The organism is Enterococcus sp. FR204 (genome assembly GCF_031143325.1).
GTDB lineage: Bacteria > Bacillota > Bacilli > Lactobacillales > Enterococcaceae > Enterococcus_B > Enterococcus_B faecium.
This window is the reverse complement of record NZ_JAKZIW010000002.1, coordinates 25224-45349: the sequence shown is the minus strand read 5'-3', so window position 1 is coordinate 45349 and position 20126 is coordinate 25224. Positions and strand designations below refer to the sequence as shown.

13 protein-coding genes and 1 other annotated feature are annotated in these 20126 nt (G+C 39.4%); of the genes, 6 read left to right on the top strand and 7 right to left on the bottom strand.

Going from position 1 to position 20126, the window contains the following annotated elements; all coding sequences use genetic code 11:
• Nucleotides 1-67 precede the first annotated feature (67 nt).
• Complete coding sequence (locus tag RG571_RS00920) at nt 68-1678, bottom strand: ABC transporter permease (protein WP_114635000.1); 1611 nt, start codon at nt 1676-1678, stop codon at nt 68-70.
• Nucleotides 1679-1690: 12 nt separating this feature from the next.
• Nucleotides 1691-2572 (bottom strand): ABC transporter ATP-binding protein, encoded by an 882-nt coding sequence (locus tag RG571_RS00915; RefSeq protein WP_002339554.1) that lies wholly within the window; start codon nt 2570-2572, stop codon nt 1691-1693.
• 253 nt (nt 2573-2825) lie between these two features.
• Between RG571_RS00915 and RG571_RS00910 the strand changes: the two genes are divergently transcribed.
• Entirely contained in the window at nt 2826-3425 is a 600-nt protein-coding gene (locus RG571_RS00910; protein WP_002294634.1) for a TetR/AcrR family transcriptional regulator, read from the top strand.
• 68 nt (nt 3426-3493) lie between these two features.
• On the opposite strand, the gene RG571_RS00905 is transcribed toward RG571_RS00910, so the two are convergent.
• Nucleotides 3494-4795 (bottom strand): polysaccharide deacetylase family protein, encoded by a 1302-nt coding sequence (locus RG571_RS00905; RefSeq protein WP_002339555.1) that lies wholly within the window; start codon nt 4793-4795, stop codon nt 3494-3496.
• A 262-nt stretch (nt 4796-5057) separates the two neighbouring features.
• Nucleotides 5058-5263: a binding site (T-box leader), on the top strand.
• 111 nt (nt 5264-5374) lie between these two features.
• On the opposite strand from RG571_RS00905, the gene tyrS reads away from it, so the two are divergent.
• From tyrS to nhaC, 4 genes are all read left to right on the top strand, one after another.
• Nucleotides 5375-6631 carry a tyrosine--tRNA ligase gene (tyrS, locus tag RG571_RS00900; RefSeq protein WP_002286405.1) on the top strand — a complete coding sequence of 419 codons (1257 nt, stop codon included), beginning with the start codon at nt 5375-5377 and terminating at the stop codon, nt 6629-6631.
• 290 nt (nt 6632-6921) lie between these two features.
• On the top strand, nt 6922-8799 hold the full coding sequence (tdc, locus tag RG571_RS00895) for a tyrosine decarboxylase (protein ID WP_002319546.1): 1878 nt from the start codon (nt 6922-6924) through the stop codon (nt 8797-8799).
• Between the two features lie 266 nt (nt 8800-9065).
• The gene (gene tyrP / locus RG571_RS00890) at nt 9066-10463 is read left to right on the top strand and encodes a tyrosine-tyramine antiporter (protein WP_002316652.1); all 1398 of its coding nucleotides are present in this window, start codon (nt 9066-9068) and stop codon (nt 10461-10463) included.
• 108 nt (nt 10464-10571) lie between these two features.
• Nucleotides 10572-11939: a Na+/H+ antiporter NhaC gene (gene nhaC / locus RG571_RS00885; RefSeq protein ID WP_002286385.1), complete on the top strand. Its 1368-nt coding sequence runs from the start codon at nt 10572-10574 to the stop codon at nt 11937-11939.
• Nucleotides 11940-12219: 280 nt separating this feature from the next.
• Here the strand turns inward: nhaC and RG571_RS00880 are convergent, their stop codons facing one another.
• Genes RG571_RS00880 through RG571_RS00865 form a run of 4 tightly spaced genes read right to left on the bottom strand, consistent with a single transcriptional unit; the run spans nt 12220 to nt 17213 of the window.
• Entirely contained in the window at nt 12220-13239 is a 1020-nt protein-coding gene (locus RG571_RS00880; protein WP_002319547.1) for a LacI family DNA-binding transcriptional regulator, read from the bottom strand.
• 21 nt (nt 13240-13260) lie between these two features.
• The gene (locus tag RG571_RS00875; RefSeq protein ID WP_114634966.1) at nt 13261-14268 is read right to left on the bottom strand and encodes an aldose epimerase family protein; all 1008 of its coding nucleotides are present in this window, start codon (nt 14266-14268) and stop codon (nt 13261-13263) included.
• The gene (gene pgmB, locus RG571_RS00870; RefSeq protein WP_002307916.1) at nt 14261-14926 is read right to left on the bottom strand and encodes a beta-phosphoglucomutase; all 666 of its coding nucleotides are present in this window, start codon (nt 14924-14926) and stop codon (nt 14261-14263) included. The genes RG571_RS00875 and pgmB overlap by 8 nt, the downstream gene beginning before the upstream one ends.
• Nucleotides 14919-17213 carry a glycoside hydrolase family 65 protein gene (locus RG571_RS00865; protein WP_002319549.1) on the bottom strand — a complete coding sequence of 765 codons (2295 nt, stop codon included), beginning with the start codon at nt 17211-17213 and terminating at the stop codon, nt 14919-14921. The genes pgmB and RG571_RS00865 overlap by 8 nt, the downstream gene beginning before the upstream one ends.
• Before the next feature lie 259 nt (nt 17214-17472).
• Here RG571_RS00865 and RG571_RS00860 point away from each other — a divergent pair, with 259 nt between their 5' ends.
• The gene (locus RG571_RS00860) at nt 17473-19638 is read left to right on the top strand and encodes a PTS transporter subunit IIBC (RefSeq protein ID WP_002319550.1); all 2166 of its coding nucleotides are present in this window, start codon (nt 17473-17475) and stop codon (nt 19636-19638) included.
• The last annotated feature ends 488 nt before the right edge of the window (nt 19639-20126 follow it).

The window sequence follows — 20126 nt, the reverse complement described above, 5'->3', positions numbered from 1 at the left end:
TGACCTCCAAATGTTGGATTTTTGACCCAGATTTGGAGGCTAGCATGAAATTGTACATGCTTTTTTATTATCCTTCTAGTAAGTCTCTTCGCCTATAACTAATAGAACCAAGGACGAACAGTGCAAGGCTGATACATGATAACGTAAGGAACACGGAAAGATCAAAAGAATCGTTTGGCATCCGTGGAACCCAGCTAGGGACAGCTGTTTTGGAAAACCATTCTGGTAAATCCAAAATTCCGCCAAAGTAATTGAGTGCAAAGGAGTAAGCTAAGTAGATATAAGCAAGTTTACCCATTCGAGGAAGCCATCCGAATAGAAAGCCACTAATTCCGATAAACACTAAAACGGCAGGCAGGAAATTGAACCCGGCTTTAAGAAACATCAATAGATCCATGTCTTTCGCATCCTTCATCGAAGCCAAAGCAGAAAGCCCTAGTGCACCAGAACTAATCAGGATTGCCAATATAGCAAATAGAATAGCTAGTAACATATTGGTCCAATAAAGTTGGTTCCTAGAAATTTTTGTTGCGAACAGCTGATTCATACGTCCGTGGGTTTCTTCTGTAAATAAACGATTGATGCTAGCAATTGGTAAAATAGCAGCTAGACAAATCAAGACGACCATGATCATGCTTGTAAAGTTTTTTTCAATTGAGACGCCAGATTGGATAAACATCTGTTTCATTAAGTCGTTACTTTCTAAAAACTGTTGCATATTCCCGTAGATAGAGCCGTATGCCGCCCCCATCAAACCAAAAGTGATAAGCCAACTGATTGTCATCCCTTTATTTAGATAGAATAATAAACCACGCAAGGATAAAAGAGAACGTTTAGCATACGGTTTTCCTTCACGTTCGGGGATATAGCCGGTGTTCAAATCTCGATGTTCCTCTAAAACAAATGAACTGATTATCAAGATTAGACTGAACAAAAACAAATAAAGCAAAGGAATCCAGTTGTTAGTTGTAAATGGATAGGTCAAATAAGACCAGCCTAAAGGATTCCACATCGAAAGGGAGGAATCAGCTACATCTGTTATTGCTCGTAGAAGGTAAAGTCCACCTAAAAACGCTAAAGACAGACCATTCGAACTGGCTGAACTTGGCATCAGTTGTGCAGCAAACAGTGCAACGGCACTCCCCAAAATCCCCATACTACCTACAGATAGCCCAAAAAGCCAAGCACCTTCTGCAGTGATCGAATCTGCTTGGAAAAAAATCATCGTACAGCTGATCGATATTGCTAAAAGCAAATTGATCAGAATACTTTCAGCGATGACAGCTAAAGAGTTTGCTTGACGTCCGACTCGAAAGGAACGAATAAGTTCAATCAGACCAAGTTCTTCTTTTTTTCTCGTTTGGCTCACCACGTGTAAAACAGAGATCACAGCAGCAAACAAACTGCAAAAAAGCAACATTTCATTTGCATACATCGCTCCTAAAGTATACTCAGCAGCATTCGAAGCTGGAGTTGGTCCGACCATTGCAATCATTGCCGGGTTTTGCAAGGTTTCGTATAATCCAGCTAATCCTTGTCCGGAAGTCAATTCTTCAAACGCAGGGACAAAACCACCAGAAAAAGCAGTGACACCGACTAGCCATATCAGGATCTTTTTCCAGTCACGGCTAAGGTTTTGAGAAAAAAGGGTGGACCAGCGTGAAAATTTATCAGTCATTTCGCTTCCTCCTCATCCTTCATAATGTCTCATGAATAAATCCTCAAGAGTCGGTGGAATAGATTCAAATTTTTTCGCACCTAATTTGGACGCTTCAGCTAAAATCACATCGAAAGCTTCGTTATCAGCAGCAAATTGAGCGAGGTGACCTTTTTGCACAAAGTCATGGACACCGTTCAATTGTGCTAAGTGACTATTCTCTGCTTCTGTTTCTATAGTGATGGTCGAACGAGTCAAATGACGCAATTCATCGAGTGTTCCTTCTTCTACGACTGTTCCTTCGCGTATGATCACGACTTTATCCGCTAGTCGCTCGACTTCACTGAGAATATGAGAAGAAAGTAGGATGGATTTGCCCTGTTCTTTCAATTTTTCAACTTCTTCTTGGAAAATCGTTTCCATCAAAGGATCTAAACCAGAAGTAGGCTCATCAAATAAATAGAGATCCGAATCAACAGCCAAAGCAGCAATCAAGCCCACTTTTTGGCGATTTCCTTTTGAATAGTTTTTTGCTTTTTTCTTAGGATCAAGAGAGAAACGTTGAATCAGTTCATCTTTTTTTTGAGCACTCCCTTTTCCATGAAGCTTCATGAAGAGATCGATGATCGCTCCTCCAGTCAAATTTCCCCACAAAGAGATATCGCCTGGAACATAAGAAAGACGTTCATGGATAGATAAACTATCTTCCCATACATCTTGCCCAAAAATCGTTGCCGTTCCGCCGTCTTTTTTTATAATCCCTAAAAGTGTCCGAATCGTCGTGGATTTTCCAGAACCATTTGGTCCGATAAATCCAACGACTTCACCTGAATGTACGGTGAAAGAGACATCTTTTAAAGCTTCGAAACGTCCAAAGCTCTTTTTCAAATGTGTGACTTTGACGATTTCTGCCATAAAAACCCCACTCCTTTTTCTAAAAATATATACTAAACAAGATTAAATAGTTTAATAAAATGGTTTTATACCTTTTTATAAAACTTTTTTTATTATTTTAGTACATAATATTCTTTTTATAAATTTCTGTCAATGAATTCATAAACAAGGAATTGCTAGCTTGATACTTTCTCAATAGATAGTTATAATAAACCTCAGAATAAATTTGAACTATATATATTATAAAAGTTTAAAATTACGGGAGGCTCTACAAATGAACGGTTTTGAAAAGAGAGCACAAGAGAAAAAGAAAGAGATTTTACAAGCAGCTTTTGACTTGATGAACACAGACATAGGAACCGCTGGAGTGACAATGGATAAGGTAGCTGAGAACGCTCAGGTAAGTAAAGCGACGATTTTTAAATATTTTGGCAGCAAGGAAGGGCTGATTTATGAAGTATTTTTTGCATTTATGAATGATTTAGGGCAAGAAGCGAAAGCGTTGATTGCGGAAAATCTTCCATTTGAAGAAACACTGATTGCCATGAGTGAAAACAAAATCCGTTATCTCAATCGAGTGAACAAACAATTTTATATCGATTTGATGACATACTATACAAAAAAAGAAAAAAAAGAATTTTCTGACGCGATGGATGCGTATACGCAAGAAAGTTTCAGTATCATGCTTGATCTTTTCCATCGAGGGCGGAAAGAAGGAAAAGTGGATTTGAAATATTCGGATGAGTTCTTGATCCTCTATTTTCAAGCAATGGTAGAAGGAATTTCTAAGCCGGAGATATACGCAAAACTGCTTCCATATACAGCAGAATGGACAGAAGTCCTGATCAAGGGAATCGCACCGAAGAAGAAATAAAGCATAAAAAAGCCGAAACTGACGATAAAATGTCAGTTCGGCTTTTTTGGTTCATAAATGACGTAAAATCAAGCAGATTCGCGTGCTTCTTTGTCATAGACATCATGGACATTGATGAATGGATCAAGAATAGGATTTTTTCCGTCTAAATCAGATTGAAAACGAATGCCATCGATATTGATCCGAGCATTTCGATAGAAATCGGTACCTAATTGTCCCCAAGCTGGTGTAGAAGCATCGACATTACAGAAAATATCGAAACCTTGACTCTTCAAGTAAGCAAATTTTTGATTTTCTGCTGAATAAGGCTGCCAGTCGCTGATGTCTGCACCAAATGGATAAATCAGAATATTTGTTTTTCCTAGGATAGGTGCAACTTCTTGCTGCCACAATTCATTGTCTTTTTTTACATCTTCTAGTGAAGCTTGAGTCATATTCAAGTGACCCCATGTATGGGAAGCAAAGCTCCAGCCATCTTTCTTCAACTGTTCCGCCACTTTTTTAGCTTCTTTAATCTCTTTTTTTGTTTTTTCATTGTCTCCATATTGAGATTTTGATGTTCGATAACCTAAAACTCCGTTGTAACCTGTCAGGGCCAAGGTACCTTTTGCGCCTCGATAAGAAAAATCAGGATGTTTCTTGACAAAAACATCGATCAGAGGAACCATGTCAAAGTCACCGATTTCTTCTTTATCTTTCTCTTTATAGACATTTTTGATTTCATTGTTATTTGATACGACCAATCGGCTAGGAAAACCGGAATTATCCATATATTCATAATAGCTGACATCATCTTGTGAAAGAACCAATGGTTTTTTTCCTTCAGGTAGCGCAAGCCCGTTAAAGGAAAGATTTCCTTGTTCGTCTTTTTGGATCAAATCATTCAAATTAACTAAAACAAAATCATTTTGATAAAGTTGTTCGATCGAACGGTTGAATTCTTCAACAGTCACCATATAATCTTTGTATCCTTGTGCCTGTTGAGAGTGGAAGGCTTTTTGCGGGTCCACGATCAAGCTGTGGAAAAAAACATGAGAGATCTGAGTAGGATCAGACCAGTCGATCAATTGTTCTTTCTCCTTTTTTAGTGTTTGAAGAAGCTGTTGTGTTTCAGTAGATCCGTTCTTACTATCTTTTTCCAATAACGCAATCGCTTGGTCATAATCGTAGCTTTGAGCCAGATTTTTTGCTTGAGTAACTAGTTGTTGCTTATCATCTGTCGGTTCTTTTGCTTTTTCTGTTATTTTTTTTTCAGGAATGATTGGTTCTTTTTTTGTAGATGATCGGATGACAAAAAACAAACTTAGAATTAAAATAACGATAGTTAAAGCAGAAGTGGCTCCTAAAATAATTTTTTGCTTTTTTTCCATATACCTCGTCCCTTGCTTTTTCATTTTTTTACTTGTCCCATTCCTTATTGTAACGAAGAAAGAATAAGAGGCAAAGTAAAGTGACTTCTCGATAAATTGCAGAAAAAATACAGAAAAAGTTATTTCTTTTAACAATAATTGAAAATAAAATGTTCGGAATTAGAGCGGATTCAAAAAAGAAAAAATGAGGAATTTAAAAAAAATATCCTTTTTCTGTTGACAAAGAAAAAGTTGCGCTCTATGATAGACACATATTAATAATAACAAGACGAAGATCGAAACGAAGTAGTTGTTAAAGCCAATGTTTCAGAAAGCTGGTGGTCGCTGCAAACCAGTACATGCTTTAAAGCGAATTACATTTCAGGAGTCTTTGGCAGTGATTGCCACGCGACAGCGTTAAATGTTCGAGAGGTATGTTGGATATCTAGACATACAAATTGGGTGGTACCGCGAGATTTCGTCCCTTGGCTTATATGCCAAGGGACTTTTTTTATTTCCTATCCTATCCTGAAGAAATAATTAATTACACATGCTAGCAGGTTCCTGCTTTCATAAAAAAACTACACGGAGGTCAGTAAAATGAATATTATTGATGAATTAACTTGGCGCGACGCCATTAATCAGCAAACAAACGAAGAAAGACTTCGCGAGCTCGTTGAAGAAAAGAGCATTTCACTTTATTGCGGCGTTGATCCAACTGGTGATTCGATGCATATCGGACATTTGATTCCATTTATGATGATGAAAAGATTCCAATTGGCAGGCCATCATCCATATATTCTGATTGGCGGCGGAACAGGAACGATCGGCGACCCAAGCGGCCGCAAAACAGAACGTGTGTTGCAAACGATGGAACAAGTGCAACATAACGTGGACGCACTTTCCAATCAAATGAGAAAATTGTTTGGTAAAGATGCAAATATCACATTTGTGAACAACTACGACTGGTTGTCAAAAATCTCTTTACTTGAATTTTTGAGAGACTACGGTAAAAACTTCAACATCAACACGATGTTAGCAAAAGATATCGTTGCCAGCCGTTTGGAAGTAGGAATCTCATTTACAGAGTTTACTTACCAAATCCTGCAATCTATCGACTTTTTGCATCTGCATAAAACATACGATGTGCAATTGCAAATCGGTGGAGCAGACCAATGGGGAAATATCACAGCTGGATTAGACCTAATCCGAAAATTAGAAGGACCAGAAGCAGAAGCGTTCGGTTTAACGATCCCATTGATGCTGAAGGCTGATGGAACGAAATTCGGAAAAACTGCAGGCGGTGCCGTTTGGCTTGATCCGAAGAAAACTTCACCATTTGAGTTCTACCAATTCTGGTTGAATCAAGATGATCGCGATGTAGTGAAATACTTGAAATTCTTTACTTTCTTGTCTCAAGAAGAAATCGAAGACTTAGCGAAAAAAGTAGAGACAGAACCTGAGAAACGTGAAGCACAACGCCGTTTGGCAGAAGAAGTTACAAGATTTGTGCATAGTGAAGAAGACTTGAAAGAAGCGCAAAAAATAACGCAAGCATTGTTCTCTGGAAATATTAAAGAACTAAATGCGGAAGAAATCGCGCAAGGATTCGGTAAAATGCCGAACGTTGAAATTTCAAGCACACCTGAAAATATCGTGGAACTGCTTGTTTCCACAAAAATTGAACCATCTAAACGTCAAGCACGTGAAGATGTTTCAAACGGAGCTATAAGTATTAACGGTGACCGCGTTACCGATTTAAATTTTGTCATAAATCCATCCGATGAATTCGATGGTAAGTTTGTGGTTATTCGAAAAGGTAAGAAAAATTACTTTTTGGCCAAAGTAATTGATTAGAATTTAGTAAGTTTTTACCTTGAAAAAGGGAAATACTATTACAACATTCCAATTTTGAAACCCATCCTAAAATAGAACGCTGGTTGTCGTTAATACAATCTTTGCGAGGGAGTTTACATTTGTGAATTCCCTCGTTTTTTTTAATTATTTCAAAAGTGTGAACAATTCGGACAATTGATACATATTAAAATATGATTAAAAAGCAGGCCAAAACTTAGTTTACAGAATAGAAGAACAGGTGTAATGTAGGGCTCGACAAAATTTAAATATTTTTTTAGGAGGGTTTCACTATGAGTGAATCATTGTCGAAAGATCTAAACCTAAATGCCCTATTCATTGGGGACAAAGCTGAGAACGGCCAAATCTATAAAGCTTTGTTGAATGAATTGGTGGATGAACATTTAGGCTGGCGTCAAAACTACATGCCTCAAGACATGCCTATTATTACGCCAGAAGAAAAAAGCAGTGCTAGTTTTGAACACACTGTGAATAAAACAAAGGATGTTCTATCAGAAATTTCAGCGCGGATGCGTACCCATTCCGTTCCTTGGCATAATGCCGGACGTTACTGGGGTCATATGAACTCTGAAACATTGATGCCATCTTTACTAGCGTACAATTTTGCTATGCTATGGAATGGTAATAACGTTGCCTATGAATCTTCTCCTGCAACAAGCCAAATGGAAGAAGAAGTAGGAATGGAATTTGCAAAATTAATGAGCTATAAAGATGGCTGGGGCCACATCGTTGCTGATGGTTCTTTAGCAAACTTAGAAGGACTTTGGTATGCCCGCAACATCAAATCATTGCCGCTTGCAATGAAAGAAGTGACACCTGAACTAGTTACTGGAAAAAGCGATTGGGAATTAATGAACTTGTCAACAGAAGAAATCATGAATCTGTTAGACAGCGTCCCAGAAAAAATCGACGAAATCAAAGCTCACTCAGCACGTAGCGGAAAACATTTAGAAAAATTAGGAAAATGGTTGGTTCCACAAACTAAACACTATTCATGGCTAAAAGCTGCCGACATCATCGGTATCGGTTTAGACCAAGTGATTCCAGTGCCAGTTGACCACAACTATCGCATGGACATCAACGAACTTGAAAAAATCGTTCGTGGTCTAGCAGCTGAAAAAACACCAATCCTAGGTGTAGTCGGTGTTGTAGGATCAACAGAAGAAGGAGCAATCGACGGTATTGATAAAATCGTTGCATTGCGTCGCGTATTAGAAAAAGACGGTATTTACTTCTACTTACACGTAGATGCTGCTTATGGCGGATACGGCCGTGCGATTTTCTTAGACGAAGACAACAACTTCATTCCATTTGAAGATTTAAAAGATGTTCATTACAAATACAATGTCTTTACAGAAAACAAAGATTATATCTTAGAAGAAGTACACAGTGCATATAAAGCAATCGAAGAAGCAGAATCTGTAACGATCGACCCACATAAAATGGGTTATGTTCCATATTCTGCCGGTGGTATCGTCATCAAAGATATCCGCATGAGAGACGTTATCTCTTACTTTGCGACATATGTATTTGAAAAAGGCGCAGATATCCCAGCATTACTTGGGGCTTATATCTTGGAAGGTTCAAAAGCAGGGGCAACAGCAGCCAGCGTTTGGGCAGCACACCATGTCTTACCTTTGAATGTCACAGGATATGGTAAATTAATGGGTGCATCAATCGAAGGTGCACATCGTTTCTACAACTTCTTGAATGACTTGTCATTTAAAGTAGGAGACAAAGAAATCGAAGTTCATCCATTAACTTATCCAGATTTCAATATGGTAGACTATGTATTCAAAGAAAAAGGCAACGATGACTTAGTTGCAATGAATAAATTGAACCATGACGTATATGATTATTCTTCATACGTGAAAGGAAGCATTTACGGTAATGAGTTCTTAACTTCACATACTGACTTTGCTATCCCAGACTATGGCAACAGCCCATTACAATTTGTGAACCAACTAGGATTCTCAGATGAAGAATGGAACCGTGCCGGAAAAGTAACTGTATTGCGTGCCAGCGTAATGACACCATACATGAACAAAGAAGAACACTTTGAAGAATATGCTGAAAAAATCAAAGCAGCTCTTCAAGAAAAATTGGAAAAAATCTACGCAGACCAATTATTGGCAAGCGAAGCAAAATAAGCAAGGTAATCATGTTAGAAAACAGCTTGAATACTAACTGTTTCTGACGCATGTTTGGATCTGAAGAGCAAGGGGAGACCTAAGCTCTTCGATCCCTTTGTTTTGAGGTTGTCTTTGAAGAAACCCTTCAAGCAATAGACTCAAAGAATCCCCTCAAATATTCGCTGAATTGTTTCGTTTATTGCTGAAACTACTTCAAAGACACCGTTATTTTATCCAAAAAATCAAGGAGAGTGTCAACGGTGAGTAAATCTGAAGTAAGTAAAATGGGTCTTGGGACCTTTATCGGTCTGACAATGGCACTGTGTGCAACGGTTCGGAGTATTCCTACGTTAGCCGCAGTCGGTTGGACATTGATTTTTTATTCAATTTTTGCAGTTTTGTTTTTTGCCGGTCCGATATCAATGGTTTCCGGTGAGCTTTCAACGATGCTTCCTCAAGAAGGCGGTCCTCAGTTATGGGTAAAAACAGCACTGGGCAGCAAATGGGGATTTGTCGTTGCATGGCTATTATGGGTGCAAATGTTCCCAGGTATGGTAATGGTCGCTTCTACTTTAGGACCATTGTTAGGAAACACATTTGGTAATGTAGAACTTGGCAATAATCACTGGTTCGTTTTAGGTTGTATTTTAGTTATCTACTGGATCATCACGATCTTGAACTTGAAATTCGATATGGCAAAAGTCGGCGGGAACATCGGTGTATGGCTAGGGGTATATATCCCAGTAGTCATCATGTTCGTTTTAGGTGTTTTGGCAGCCTTCAAAGTCGGACTAGTCTCAAACGGCTATCTAGGTGACTTTTCATGGTCAAAAGCTTTCCCTGACTTGGAACATATTGATTCATTGAAATACTTAGCTGGTATCACATTTATTTTTGTTGGGATCGAAATGAGTTCTGTTTACATGCCTCGTTTGAAAGACGCAACAAAAAATTATACAAAAGGCGTATTTATCGCTTTGATCGGATTAGTTTTATTGAATGTCATCAATGCGATGCTTGTAGCAAATGTCGTACCAGATGGAAAAATGGAATTAGCAAATATCACGCAGCCTATCTTGATTGACTGTCAAATCCTAGGCTTACCAGAAGTGATCGGAAATATCTTCAGCTTCATGGTATTTATTGGTGTGCTTTTACAATTATCAGCTTGGGTTACTGGACCATCAAAAACAATCATCCAAGTAGCTCGTGAAGGATTCCTTCCACCAAAATTCGGATTCCATAAAGAAAACAAATACGGCGTATCTAGAAATGTCGTTCTAACACAATCAATCGTTATTTCATTATTTGCTTTGCTTTATGGTGTAATGGATGACGTAAGTGCTGTATTCTTGACACTTACAAATGCTACAACTGTTATTTATTGTATCGTGTACATTTTGATTGCTGTTTCATTGCTTAAAATGCGTAAGAAACATCCAGAATTCGAACGTCCTTACCGAATTGGTAAAAACGGAAACGGATTAGCTTGGGTAGTCAGCTGCATGCTGATCTTCTCTATCATCGTTGTCGTATTTGCTACATTAGGTACAGCGACATTGAGTGATGCATTATTAGTAGCAGCTATCACAGTGGTCATGTTCGTTATTCCATTGATCATCAATCACTTCAAGAAAGATTCTTGGGGGATTGAGGTAGAAAAAAGTTTAGAAGAAAAATAAAAAAATAAGTCTTTCAGCCGACGTTTTGTCGCTGATTTAGTAGGAGGTCCTGCCAAGTGAATAGTTTTTTCATGGCAGGGCCTTTTCATTTGAAATAGGAGATCGACGATGAATAAAAATATTTCTTTAAAAGAAAGTATCGCTGTATTGATCGTGTTGTTGGCACTCCTAGGAGTACTGATCATCGGATTCCAGCTCTCGCCACATATCCCGATCCTTGCAGCTTTCATGTGTTTGTTGTTTTATGGCAGATTTAAAAAGTTCACATGGGATGAGATCCATGACGGGATCATCAAAGGAATCACTCCAGGGATCATTCCAATCCTGATTTTTCTTTTGATTGGTGTCTTAGTTGCTTCATGGATTTTATCTGGAACCATCCCTACGATTATGGTTTATGGATTTAAACTTGTTTCTGTGCGTTTCTTTTTACCGACAGCATTTCTTGTTTGTGCAATTGTCGGAGTGACTGTCGGCAGTTCATTTACAACGATTTCGACGATTGGAATTGCTTTTTTGGGGATCGGTCATTTACTTGGATTCAATGATGCAATGACTACAGGCGCAGTCGTTTCCGGTGCCTTTTTAGGGAATAACTGCTCGCCTTTATCAGATACGACCAACTTGGCAGCGGGTATTGGAGGAGTTAATCTATTCGAACATATCGCTGGTATGCGTTATACAGATTTCCCAGCATTCGTCCTTTCGTTGATTTTTTATACGATATTAGGACATAACAGTCATTCAGCCGATCTAGCTAGTATCAATGAAATGATCCAAAACATGAAAGCGAGCTTTTGGATCTCTCCTTGGACATTGATTCCACTAGTTATTTTATTTGGGGGGGCAATCAAAAAAATTCCGGCTATCCCTACATTACTAGCGGGATCAACAGCTGCTCTCGTTCTTTCTTTTATCCATGAGAAAAGTTTGACGGTCGGAAAAGCAGCAGACATCTTGATGAATGGTTATGTCGCAAATACACCTGATCCAAAGCTAGATGAACTGCTTTCTCGAGGCGGGATCATGAGTATGTTAGGTTCTGCTAGTTTGATTTTACTTGCATTGGCATTAGGTGGGTTACTGATCAAATATCTGATCGTTGATACCATCGTTCAAGAATTAAAAGAAAAGATGGACCGACCTTCTCGTTTAGTCGGGTTTACTGCCTTGAGCTGTATCGGAATCAATCTGATCGTTGGAGAACAGTATCTGTCCATCATTCTTCCAGGAGAAACATTCAAGCGTTCTTTTGATGACGTTGGCTTATCAAAAACCTATTTGACACGAACACTAGCGGATTCAGGTGCGACCGTCAATTCTCTCGTACCGTGGGGAGTCAGCGGCACATTCATTATGGGAACGATGAAAGTTAGCGCGTTGCATTACTTGCCATTCGCCTTTTTCTCGATTCTTGCACCTGTCTTTACAATATTAGGCGGTTTTTTATTGAATCGTCGACGTGTAAAAAATTGAAGGAAGGAAAAAAGAGGCTGGGACAGAAGCGTTTAACTCCAAGAAATAAGAAGAAATTCAAGAAAATTGCTTTTTAAATTTTTGTGAATTTCAGCTTATTTCCGAAGGAGTTGCTTCTGCTTCCGCCGTTTATACGTGTTTAGAGCGTGAGACAAAAGTGTTCTTTACTTTTGTCCCACGCTCTTTTTTACAGATAAACAATGTGTTAGAAGTAGTATCTTCTTTTACATAAAAAGCTGACCATAGAATAAATGGTCAGCGTATTTAGTGAGTCAGCTATTTAGTATGGGTTTTCTAAAGGAACGACTGTCTCTCTTTTGATCAAGCGATGAGGGATGACCAAGCGTACGCCGCTACTTAATTCTTCATGGATCAGTTCACGCAGTTTTTGCATAGCGACACGTCCTAATTCGGAGATATCGATATCGATGCTTGTAAGGTAAGGATGTGTCAATGTTGAGAAGATCGAGTTGTTGAAGCTAATGACGGAAAGTGTCTCTGGAATGACATAACCATACATTTGTGCCAACTGCATCGTGCGAAGGGCGAAGATATCGTCAATGACTACCAATGCTGTGGCTTCGTTTTCTTTCAACGTTTTCTCAAAGGTCAGATAATCTTCTGTATGTTCCAGTACTACACTGGAAAACGCAGGAAGATCAGCCATCATCATCGCTTTTTGATAACCGAAATATCGTTCGAAATACAAACTCTCATGAGTCGTATTCGTCACGAATAGGATATTCTTATGTCCATTCTGGATCAAAAATTCTGTTGCTTGTTTGCCTAGAAGCTGGTTGTCATTATCTACATAAACGATTTCGTTTTCGTGATGATAAGGCTGTCCGATCAAAGTGAAAGGGATGTGGTTTTGGTATAAATAATCAATGACAGGGTCTTGACTATCTGAATACACTAGAATAAAACCATCTACTTGTTTTTGTAGATGCATACGCTGGACGTTCTCTAACAGTAAATCAAAATTTTTAGCAGTAGCAATCGCTGTCGTCATATCATAATTCCGAGCTTCTTCGTTGATTGCTTCCATGATCTCAAGATAAAAGGGATTCCCAATCCGCTCTTTTGAATCAAGAGGGGGTAAGATCACGCCGATGGCACTAGAAATGCGTTTTCCTAGATTGCGGGCAGTCATGTTAGGAACATAACCTAGTTCATCCATGATTTTTCGGACTTTCTTCTTTGTTGCTTCGGAAATACTAGGATGATCATTGATAACACGAGAGACGGTCGAGGTAGCAACACCGGCTTTTTTCGCCACATCTTTTACGGTAATAGCCATGATAAAAACACCTTTCTCTTGTTATTGTGCAGAGAACCGATAAATCGTCTGACTGATCCGTTCTTGACCAGGATGGAGGTTGATCGATCCAAAGTTGGGGAAATGAACGATATCAGGGATTTCTTGCGGTTCGATTGCTAATCCGTAGTTTGAATGCATCTGTTTTCCGTTGACAGAGAAATCAGCTTCAAATCCAGTCGTAGAAAATAATACCATACTTTTATTGGAAGTTGCTATAGTCATTTGACGACCAGAATGCTTCTCGAATAATTGTAAGGAAGTTCTGGAAAGCCTAGGATGATGCAAAAGAAATACATCATCTAGTCCAGCTGGATAACAAGCAAGGATTTCTTGCAGTGTTGGAGATTTTCTAAAGTCGATGGGCAGGTCTTCTTTTTTCGTCCAATTTCCAGTAGGTAGTTTTTCTTGATCTAATTCAATTATACCATCTAAGAAGACCGTTAACTGATGGTCATAGATGTCTCTTTTTCCATTTCCTGAAAGGTTGAAGTAGGCATGATTGGTCGGATTGCAGATGGTTTCGACCAGGCTACTGGCAGAGGTCGTCATCTCTAACTCGTTTTTTGTCAAACGGTAAGTGATCGTAGCAGTGATTGGTCCTGGATAGGTAGAAAATTCATCTTTTAAGTAAAAGACCACGCCTATTGATGAAGGAGTTTTGAAAACTTCTACTTCCCAAAATTGGAAAGACCAGCCTTTCGTGCCACCGTGGATATGGTGTGATCCGCAGTTTTTCTCCAATCTATGCTCACCCCAAGAAGCATCCCGGATCCTTCCGGCTACAGGTCCGACAGTTGCTCCAAAAAAGCTTTTGTCTGTTAGAACATCTTCGAAACGATCGTAAGACAATAAAACATTTTCTGATTTTCCTTCTTTGTCTGGTGCGAAGATTTGGTGCAGGCGGGCACCGTAATTGAGAAGAACGACTTCTAAGTAGTCGTTCTTCAATGTGACTTTTTTTATTTCAGTCTCTGGAACTGGTACGACGGAGATTTCTGGATTATCCATGGTCATGCCACTTTTCTTTCAAGTAATCGATCGTAAGAAAAGTCGTATCAGGGACAAGCGGGATCTCCTCTCCAAGGTCTTCAGCACGTCCCACGCCAATTGGTTGAGCACCACTTGAGAGGATGGCTTGGATACCGGCTTGCGCGTCTTCGATCCCGATACATTCTTCTGCTTTTAGTCCGACAGCTTTTGCTGCAAGGAGGAAGATATCTGGCGCAGGTTTTCCGTTTGTTGCTTCTGCCGGGTCGGCAATAGCATCAAAGTAAGGTGTAAGACCCATTTTTTCAAGTAGGAAAGGCCCATTTTTACTTGCAGAAGCAAGAGCAATCTTGATTTTTTCTTCTTTTAAAGAATCCAGTAAAGGCACGACCCCGGGGAAGACATCTTTTGGTTCGATCGTCTGGATCATCTCTAAATAATAATCGTTTTTTCTTTTCGCTAATTCTGCAAATTCTTCCTTTGAAAAAGAGTGTTCTTTTCCGCCATAAGCTAAAAGCAAAGAGAGTGAGTCTTCTCGGCTGACACCTTTTAGCTGTTCGTTGAATGTGCGGTCGATCGTAATGCCGATTTCCTGACCAAGCTTTCGCCAAGCACGATAATGGAATTCAGCAGTATCGGTAATGACACCGTCTAAATCAAACAATACCCCTTTAAACATTTGCTTCCTCCTTTCTTAGCGTTATTTCTAGACGATCCGCTAAAGAATAAGACTGTTCATAGACGTAAATTTCTAGAGGAGAACCTTCTAATAACTCGAAAGTAACTTGTTCATCTGTGACTGAGATGAACAATAAACGTCCGCGATAATTGATATGGAAAGAATAAGCTTTCCAAGTTTTTGGCAGAAATGGTGCGAATCTCAACTGATCATGGGCAGTTTTCATTTGAGCAAACCCTTGGACGATCGACAACCAGCTACCAGTCATGGAAGTGATGTGCAAGCCGTCTTCTGTGTCGTTATTGTAATTATCCAAATCCAAGCGAGCTGTTCGCTGGTACATTTCTACAGCTTTGCTTTCCATTCCTAATTCTGCTGCTAAAATCGAATGGATACTTGGCGAAAGGGAAGACTCATGGACAGTCATTGGTTCATAGAAATCAAAGTTTTTTTGTTTTTCTTCTTTTGTAAAAGTATCATTGAAGAAATAAATCCCCTGTAGTACATCTGCCTGCTTGATGAAGCAAGATCTAAGGATTTTGTCCCAAGACCAATGCTGATTCAGAGGAAGATCGCTTGTGGGAATATCGGATACAGGCATGAGATCTTTATCTAAGAATGTGTCATGCTGGACAAAGATTCCTAATTCTTCGTCAACTGGGAAGTACATGTTCTCTGCGATATCTTTCCATTTGGCTAGTTCTTCTTCGCTGATAGTGATAGCAGCTTCTTTTTGATAAGTTAAATAATTTTCTCGCGTGTAACGCAAGACCCAAGCTGCGATCGTATTTGTATACCAATTGTTATTGATATTGTTCTCATATTCGTTTGGGCCGGTCACACCGTGGATCATGTATTTATTTGCTCGTTTTGAAAAATGGACACGGTCTGCCCAGAAGCGTGCGATTTCTGCTAAAACTTCCAGTCCTTCATTTTTCAAATATTCCGTATCGCCGGTGTAATTCGTATAATTGTAGATTGCATAGGCAATCGCGCCATTTCGGTGAATCTCCTCGAATGTGATTTCCCACTCGTTATGGCATTCGACACCAGTGAAGGTGACCATAGGATAAAGCGCGCCTTTTAATCCTTGTTGCTGAGCGTTGTGGATTGCTTGCGGCAGTTGATTATGCCGATATTTCAGCAGATTCTTAGTTACTTCAGGTTTGGCTAAAGCAAGATAAAGAGGGACAGCATACGCTTCTGTATCCCAGTAAGTGGCTCCGCCGTATTTTTCTCCTGTGAATCCTTTGGGGCCGATATTTAATCGTTCATCTTCGCCGTAGTAAGTAGAGAATAGTTGGAACAAATTGAATCGAATACCTTGTTGTGCTTCTTCGTCTCCTTCGATGACCACATCGGCAAGCTTCCATCGTTCTGCCCAAGCCGCTGTTTGCTCTTCTTTTGCTTGGATATAATTGTTTGTCTGGTTCGTTAATTCTGAGACAGCTTTTTCTGCTTGCTGCGCTTCTGGAATATCTCTACTAGTAAGAACGATAATTTCTTTTTCCACTGACCATGTCTCACCTTGAGATAATTCTGCAGACAAGCAACCATGTAATGCTAAAGTATCTTCGTGATAGTCAGGGATGACTGATTTTCCATTAACGAAATGGCGCATTGCTGCAGTAACAGTAAATTGTTCAATCCCAAAGTTGTTTGGAATAGTTTTAGTCGTCAAATAGCCGATTTCTTCTATAGTTCCACAATCAATCTCATTCCAAAAATGTTCATCATAGTTGCTGTCTTCGTTTTGAACATTTCCATCCAATTTTGATACGAGTTTGACTGTTCCGCTACCTTCAAGCATTTCTATAGTTAAATAGATATAAGCTGATTCTTTTTTGACAATGCTCAGAAAACGTTCGAAGGAAATGCGTACTTTATTAGTAGAAGTAGTGATTGTGAATGTACGAGATAATACACCATTTTTCATATCTAATTCCCAGTAAAAGTCTTCTGGTTCCAAAGAAGCCAAGTCGATCAGCTGATCGTTGATCGAAATATCTATCGCGATAAAGTTCAAGGCGTTGATCACTTTTCCAAAGTATTCTGGATAACCATTTTTCCACCAGCCGACACGTGTCTTATCGGGATACCAGACACCCGCCAAATAAGTACCTTGATGGTGGTCCCCTGAGTAAGTTTCTTCAAAGTTCCCGCGCATCCCCATATAACCGTTCCCAATACTTGTTAAAGATTCTTGCAGTCGAAGATTTTTTTTATCTAATTGTGTCGTGCTGATTTTCCATGGATCAATAGCAAATAGTCGTTTGATCTGTTTCATTTTTCTCCTCCTAATGAGCTGTTTTATACGTTCATAATAAACGCAACCGATTGCACAAGTCAATAGACAAAAGAAAATATTTCATAGAAAAAAGCATAAAAAAATAAATTTTTAGGAGAAAATTATAGAAGGAAACACACGCATTATAGGTTTTATAGAATGGTATAGACAGAAAAATAAAAAATAAAGCATTTACAAAAAAGAAAACGCACGCTATAATACGTTTAACGAAATCGATTGCGTAAAGGAGCTAAACGGAATGAAAAAGATATTTAGTTTTGAGTTTTGGCAAAAATTTGGAAAGGCTTTAATGGTTGTGGTAGCAGTTATGCCGGCAGCTGGGTTGATGATCAGTATAGGGAAATCAATTCCCTTGATCAATCCTGATTGGACGCCGCTTGTCACAACGGGCGGAGTAATTGAAAATATTGGTTGGGCAATTATTGGTAATCTTCATATTTTATTTGCTTTAGCAATAGGAGGAAGTTGGGCAAAAGAAAGAGCAGGCGGAGCATTTGCAGCTGGGATCTCATTTATTTTGATCAATCGGATCACTGGGGCTATCTTTGGTGTCACAAGTGACATGCTTGCGAATGAAGATGCATTTACCCACACTCTGTTCGGTACGAAGATCATGGTTAAAGGATTTTTTACAAGTGTATTGGAAGCACCAGCTTTGAATATGGGAGTATTCGTAGGGATCATCGCTGGATTTGTCGGGGCAATGGCTTATAATAAGTACTATAATTATAGAAAATTGCCGGATGCTTTGTCATTTTTTAATGGAAAGCGCTTTGTTCCGTTTGTTGTTATCTTATGGTCAACAATCGTGGCATTGATTCTTGCTGTGGTGTGGCCAAACGTACAGGCTGGAATCAATAATTTTGGTTTATGGATCGCAGAATCACAAGAAAGCGCACCGATTCTAGCACCGTTTTTATTTGGAACATTAGAACGTTTACTATTGCCATTTGGATTGCATCATATGCTGACGATTCCTATCAACTATACACAGCTTGGCGGATCGTATGAGATTTTATCAGGCGCACAGGCGGGGACACAAGTATTTGGGCAAGATCCGTTATGGTTGGCTTGGGCCACTGATTTAGTGAATCTTAAAGGTGCAGGGGATATGTCGCAATATGAGTTTGTGTTGCATAACTGGACGCCGGCTCGTTTCAAAGTAGGACAAATGATTGGTTCTTCAGGTATCTTGATGGGAATGGCTTTTGCGATGTATCGTAATGTCGATCCTGATAAGAAAGCAAGATATAAATCAATGTATTTTTCAGCAGCGTTGGCTGTCTTTCTAACAGGTGTAACAGAACCATTGGAGTTCATGTTTATGTTTGCTGCTGTGCCATTATATGTCATTTATTCAGTGATCCAAGGGGCTGCATTTGCGATGGCAGATATCTTGCCATTGCGGGTCCATTCATTTGGGAATATCGAATTGCTGACTCGGACACCGTTAGCTATCAAAGCGGGTTTAGGTGGAGATCTTATCAACTTCGTGTTGTGTGTGATCGCTTTTGGTGTTGTTACGTATTTCTTAGCAAATTTCTTGATCAAAAAATTCAACTTTGCTACACCGGGACGTAACGGAAATTACGACAATGACAGTGAAGAAACCGTTGTATCTAACAGCGGAACAGGAACAGCAGATCAGCAAGTGGTCCAGATCATTCATTTGCTGGGAGGAAAAGAAAATATCAAAGATGTCGATGCTTGTATGACTCGGTTACGCGTAAGTGTAAATGATCGAGAAAAAGTAGGGACTGAAGAAGCCTGGAAACGAGCAGGGGCGATGGGATTGATCGTCAAAGACAATGGAGTCCAAGCAGTTTATGGACCAAAAGCAGATGTCTTGAAATCAGATATCGAAGATCTGCTGCAATCAGGAGCAGAGATTCCAGAGCCAGAAATGGTTTCTACAGGAAATAGACAAGCAGATAGTAAGCAATACTTAGGTATAGAACAAGAACTAGTTTCCGCAGCTTCTGGAGAAGTGATTCCTTTATCTGAAGTAAAAGATCCGGTATTCTCACAAAAAATGATGGGTGACGGCTTTGCTGTTATTCCAACATCAAGAGAAGTTGTTGCGCCGATCGCTGGAAAAGTGACAAGTATTTTCCCAAGCAAACATGCAATTGGGCTGGAGACGAAAGATGGTATCGAAGTTTTGATCCATATGGGAATCGATACAGTCCAAATGAATCAGCCAGCTTTTGAGATTGCTGTCAAAGAAGGCCAAGAAGTAGGAACAGGAACGAAATTAGCTGAGATGGATCTTGATGTGATCCAAAACGAAGAAAAAGATCCAACGATCATGATCGTATTTACAAACGATAAAGTAGAAGAAGTAGTGATCAAGCAATTAGGTACAGTGACAGCTGGTAAAGTGATCGGCTCCATTAAAATGTAAGGTGAGGTTGTGAAATCATTGCCCTGACCTGAGTATTAGAGAAACAAAACGAAAAAACAGCTCCTCGTATTTTGCCGTTTTTTGAACTAATACCGAAGGTCAGCTGATTGAACATCATTTATCGAGAGGTTGTGAAAAAGCTGTCCTGCATCAAGTAATAAGTACAGCCAAAAAAAATAGCTACTCATATTTTTTGTTTGGTTGGGCTTATTACCGCAGATGCAAGCTTTTGAACACCGTTTAAGGAAGAGGTTGTGAAAACTGCGTTATGCTTTGAGTAATAAGAGCGCTAGTCAGAAAATAGCTTCTCATATTTTCTAGGCTAGTGAGCTTATTACCGAGAAGCAGCAGTTTGAATACTGTTTAGTGGAGAGGTCGTGAAAAAGCTGCCCTGCACCAAGTGATAAAAACAGCCAAACAAAAAATAGCTCCTGGTCCATTGAGCTTATTACTGAGGAGTTAGCAGGAGAACACTATTTGCTGGAGAG

What these genes read in the sequence shown, in the direction of transcription:
- RG571_RS00875 (WP_114634966.1), bottom strand. Translation starts at nt 14,268, where the DNA reads ATGGATAATCCAGAAATCTCCGTCGTACCAGTTCCAGAGACTGAAATA.
- RG571_RS00860 (WP_002319550.1), top strand. Translation starts at nt 17,473, where the DNA reads ATGAAAAAGATATTTAGTTTTGAGTTTTGGCAAAAATTTGGAAAGGCT.
- tyrS (WP_002286405.1), top strand. Translation starts at nt 5,375, where the DNA reads ATGAATATTATTGATGAATTAACTTGGCGCGACGCCATTAATCAGCAA.
- RG571_RS00865 (WP_002319549.1), bottom strand. Translation starts at nt 17,213, where the DNA reads ATGAAACAGATCAAACGACTATTTGCTATTGATCCATGGAAAATCAGC.
- RG571_RS00910 (WP_002294634.1), top strand. Translation starts at nt 2,826, where the DNA reads ATGAACGGTTTTGAAAAGAGAGCACAAGAGAAAAAGAAAGAGATTTTA.
- tyrP (WP_002316652.1), top strand. Translation starts at nt 9,066, where the DNA reads ATGGGTCTTGGGACCTTTATCGGTCTGACAATGGCACTGTGTGCAACG.
- pgmB (WP_002307916.1), bottom strand. Translation starts at nt 14,926, where the DNA reads ATGTTTAAAGGGGTATTGTTTGATTTAGACGGTGTCATTACCGATACT.
- RG571_RS00905 (WP_002339555.1), bottom strand. Translation starts at nt 4,795, where the DNA reads ATGGAAAAAAAGCAAAAAATTATTTTAGGAGCCACTTCTGCTTTAACT.
- RG571_RS00915 (WP_002339554.1), bottom strand. Translation starts at nt 2,572, where the DNA reads ATGGCAGAAATCGTCAAAGTCACACATTTGAAAAAGAGCTTTGGACGT.
- tdc (WP_002319546.1), top strand. Translation starts at nt 6,922, where the DNA reads ATGAGTGAATCATTGTCGAAAGATCTAAACCTAAATGCCCTATTCATT.
- RG571_RS00880 (WP_002319547.1), bottom strand. Translation starts at nt 13,239, where the DNA reads ATGGCTATTACCGTAAAAGATGTGGCGAAAAAAGCCGGTGTTGCTACC.
- RG571_RS00920 (WP_114635000.1), bottom strand. Translation starts at nt 1,678, where the DNA reads ATGACTGATAAATTTTCACGCTGGTCCACCCTTTTTTCTCAAAACCTT.
- nhaC (WP_002286385.1), top strand. Translation starts at nt 10,572, where the DNA reads ATGAATAAAAATATTTCTTTAAAAGAAAGTATCGCTGTATTGATCGTG.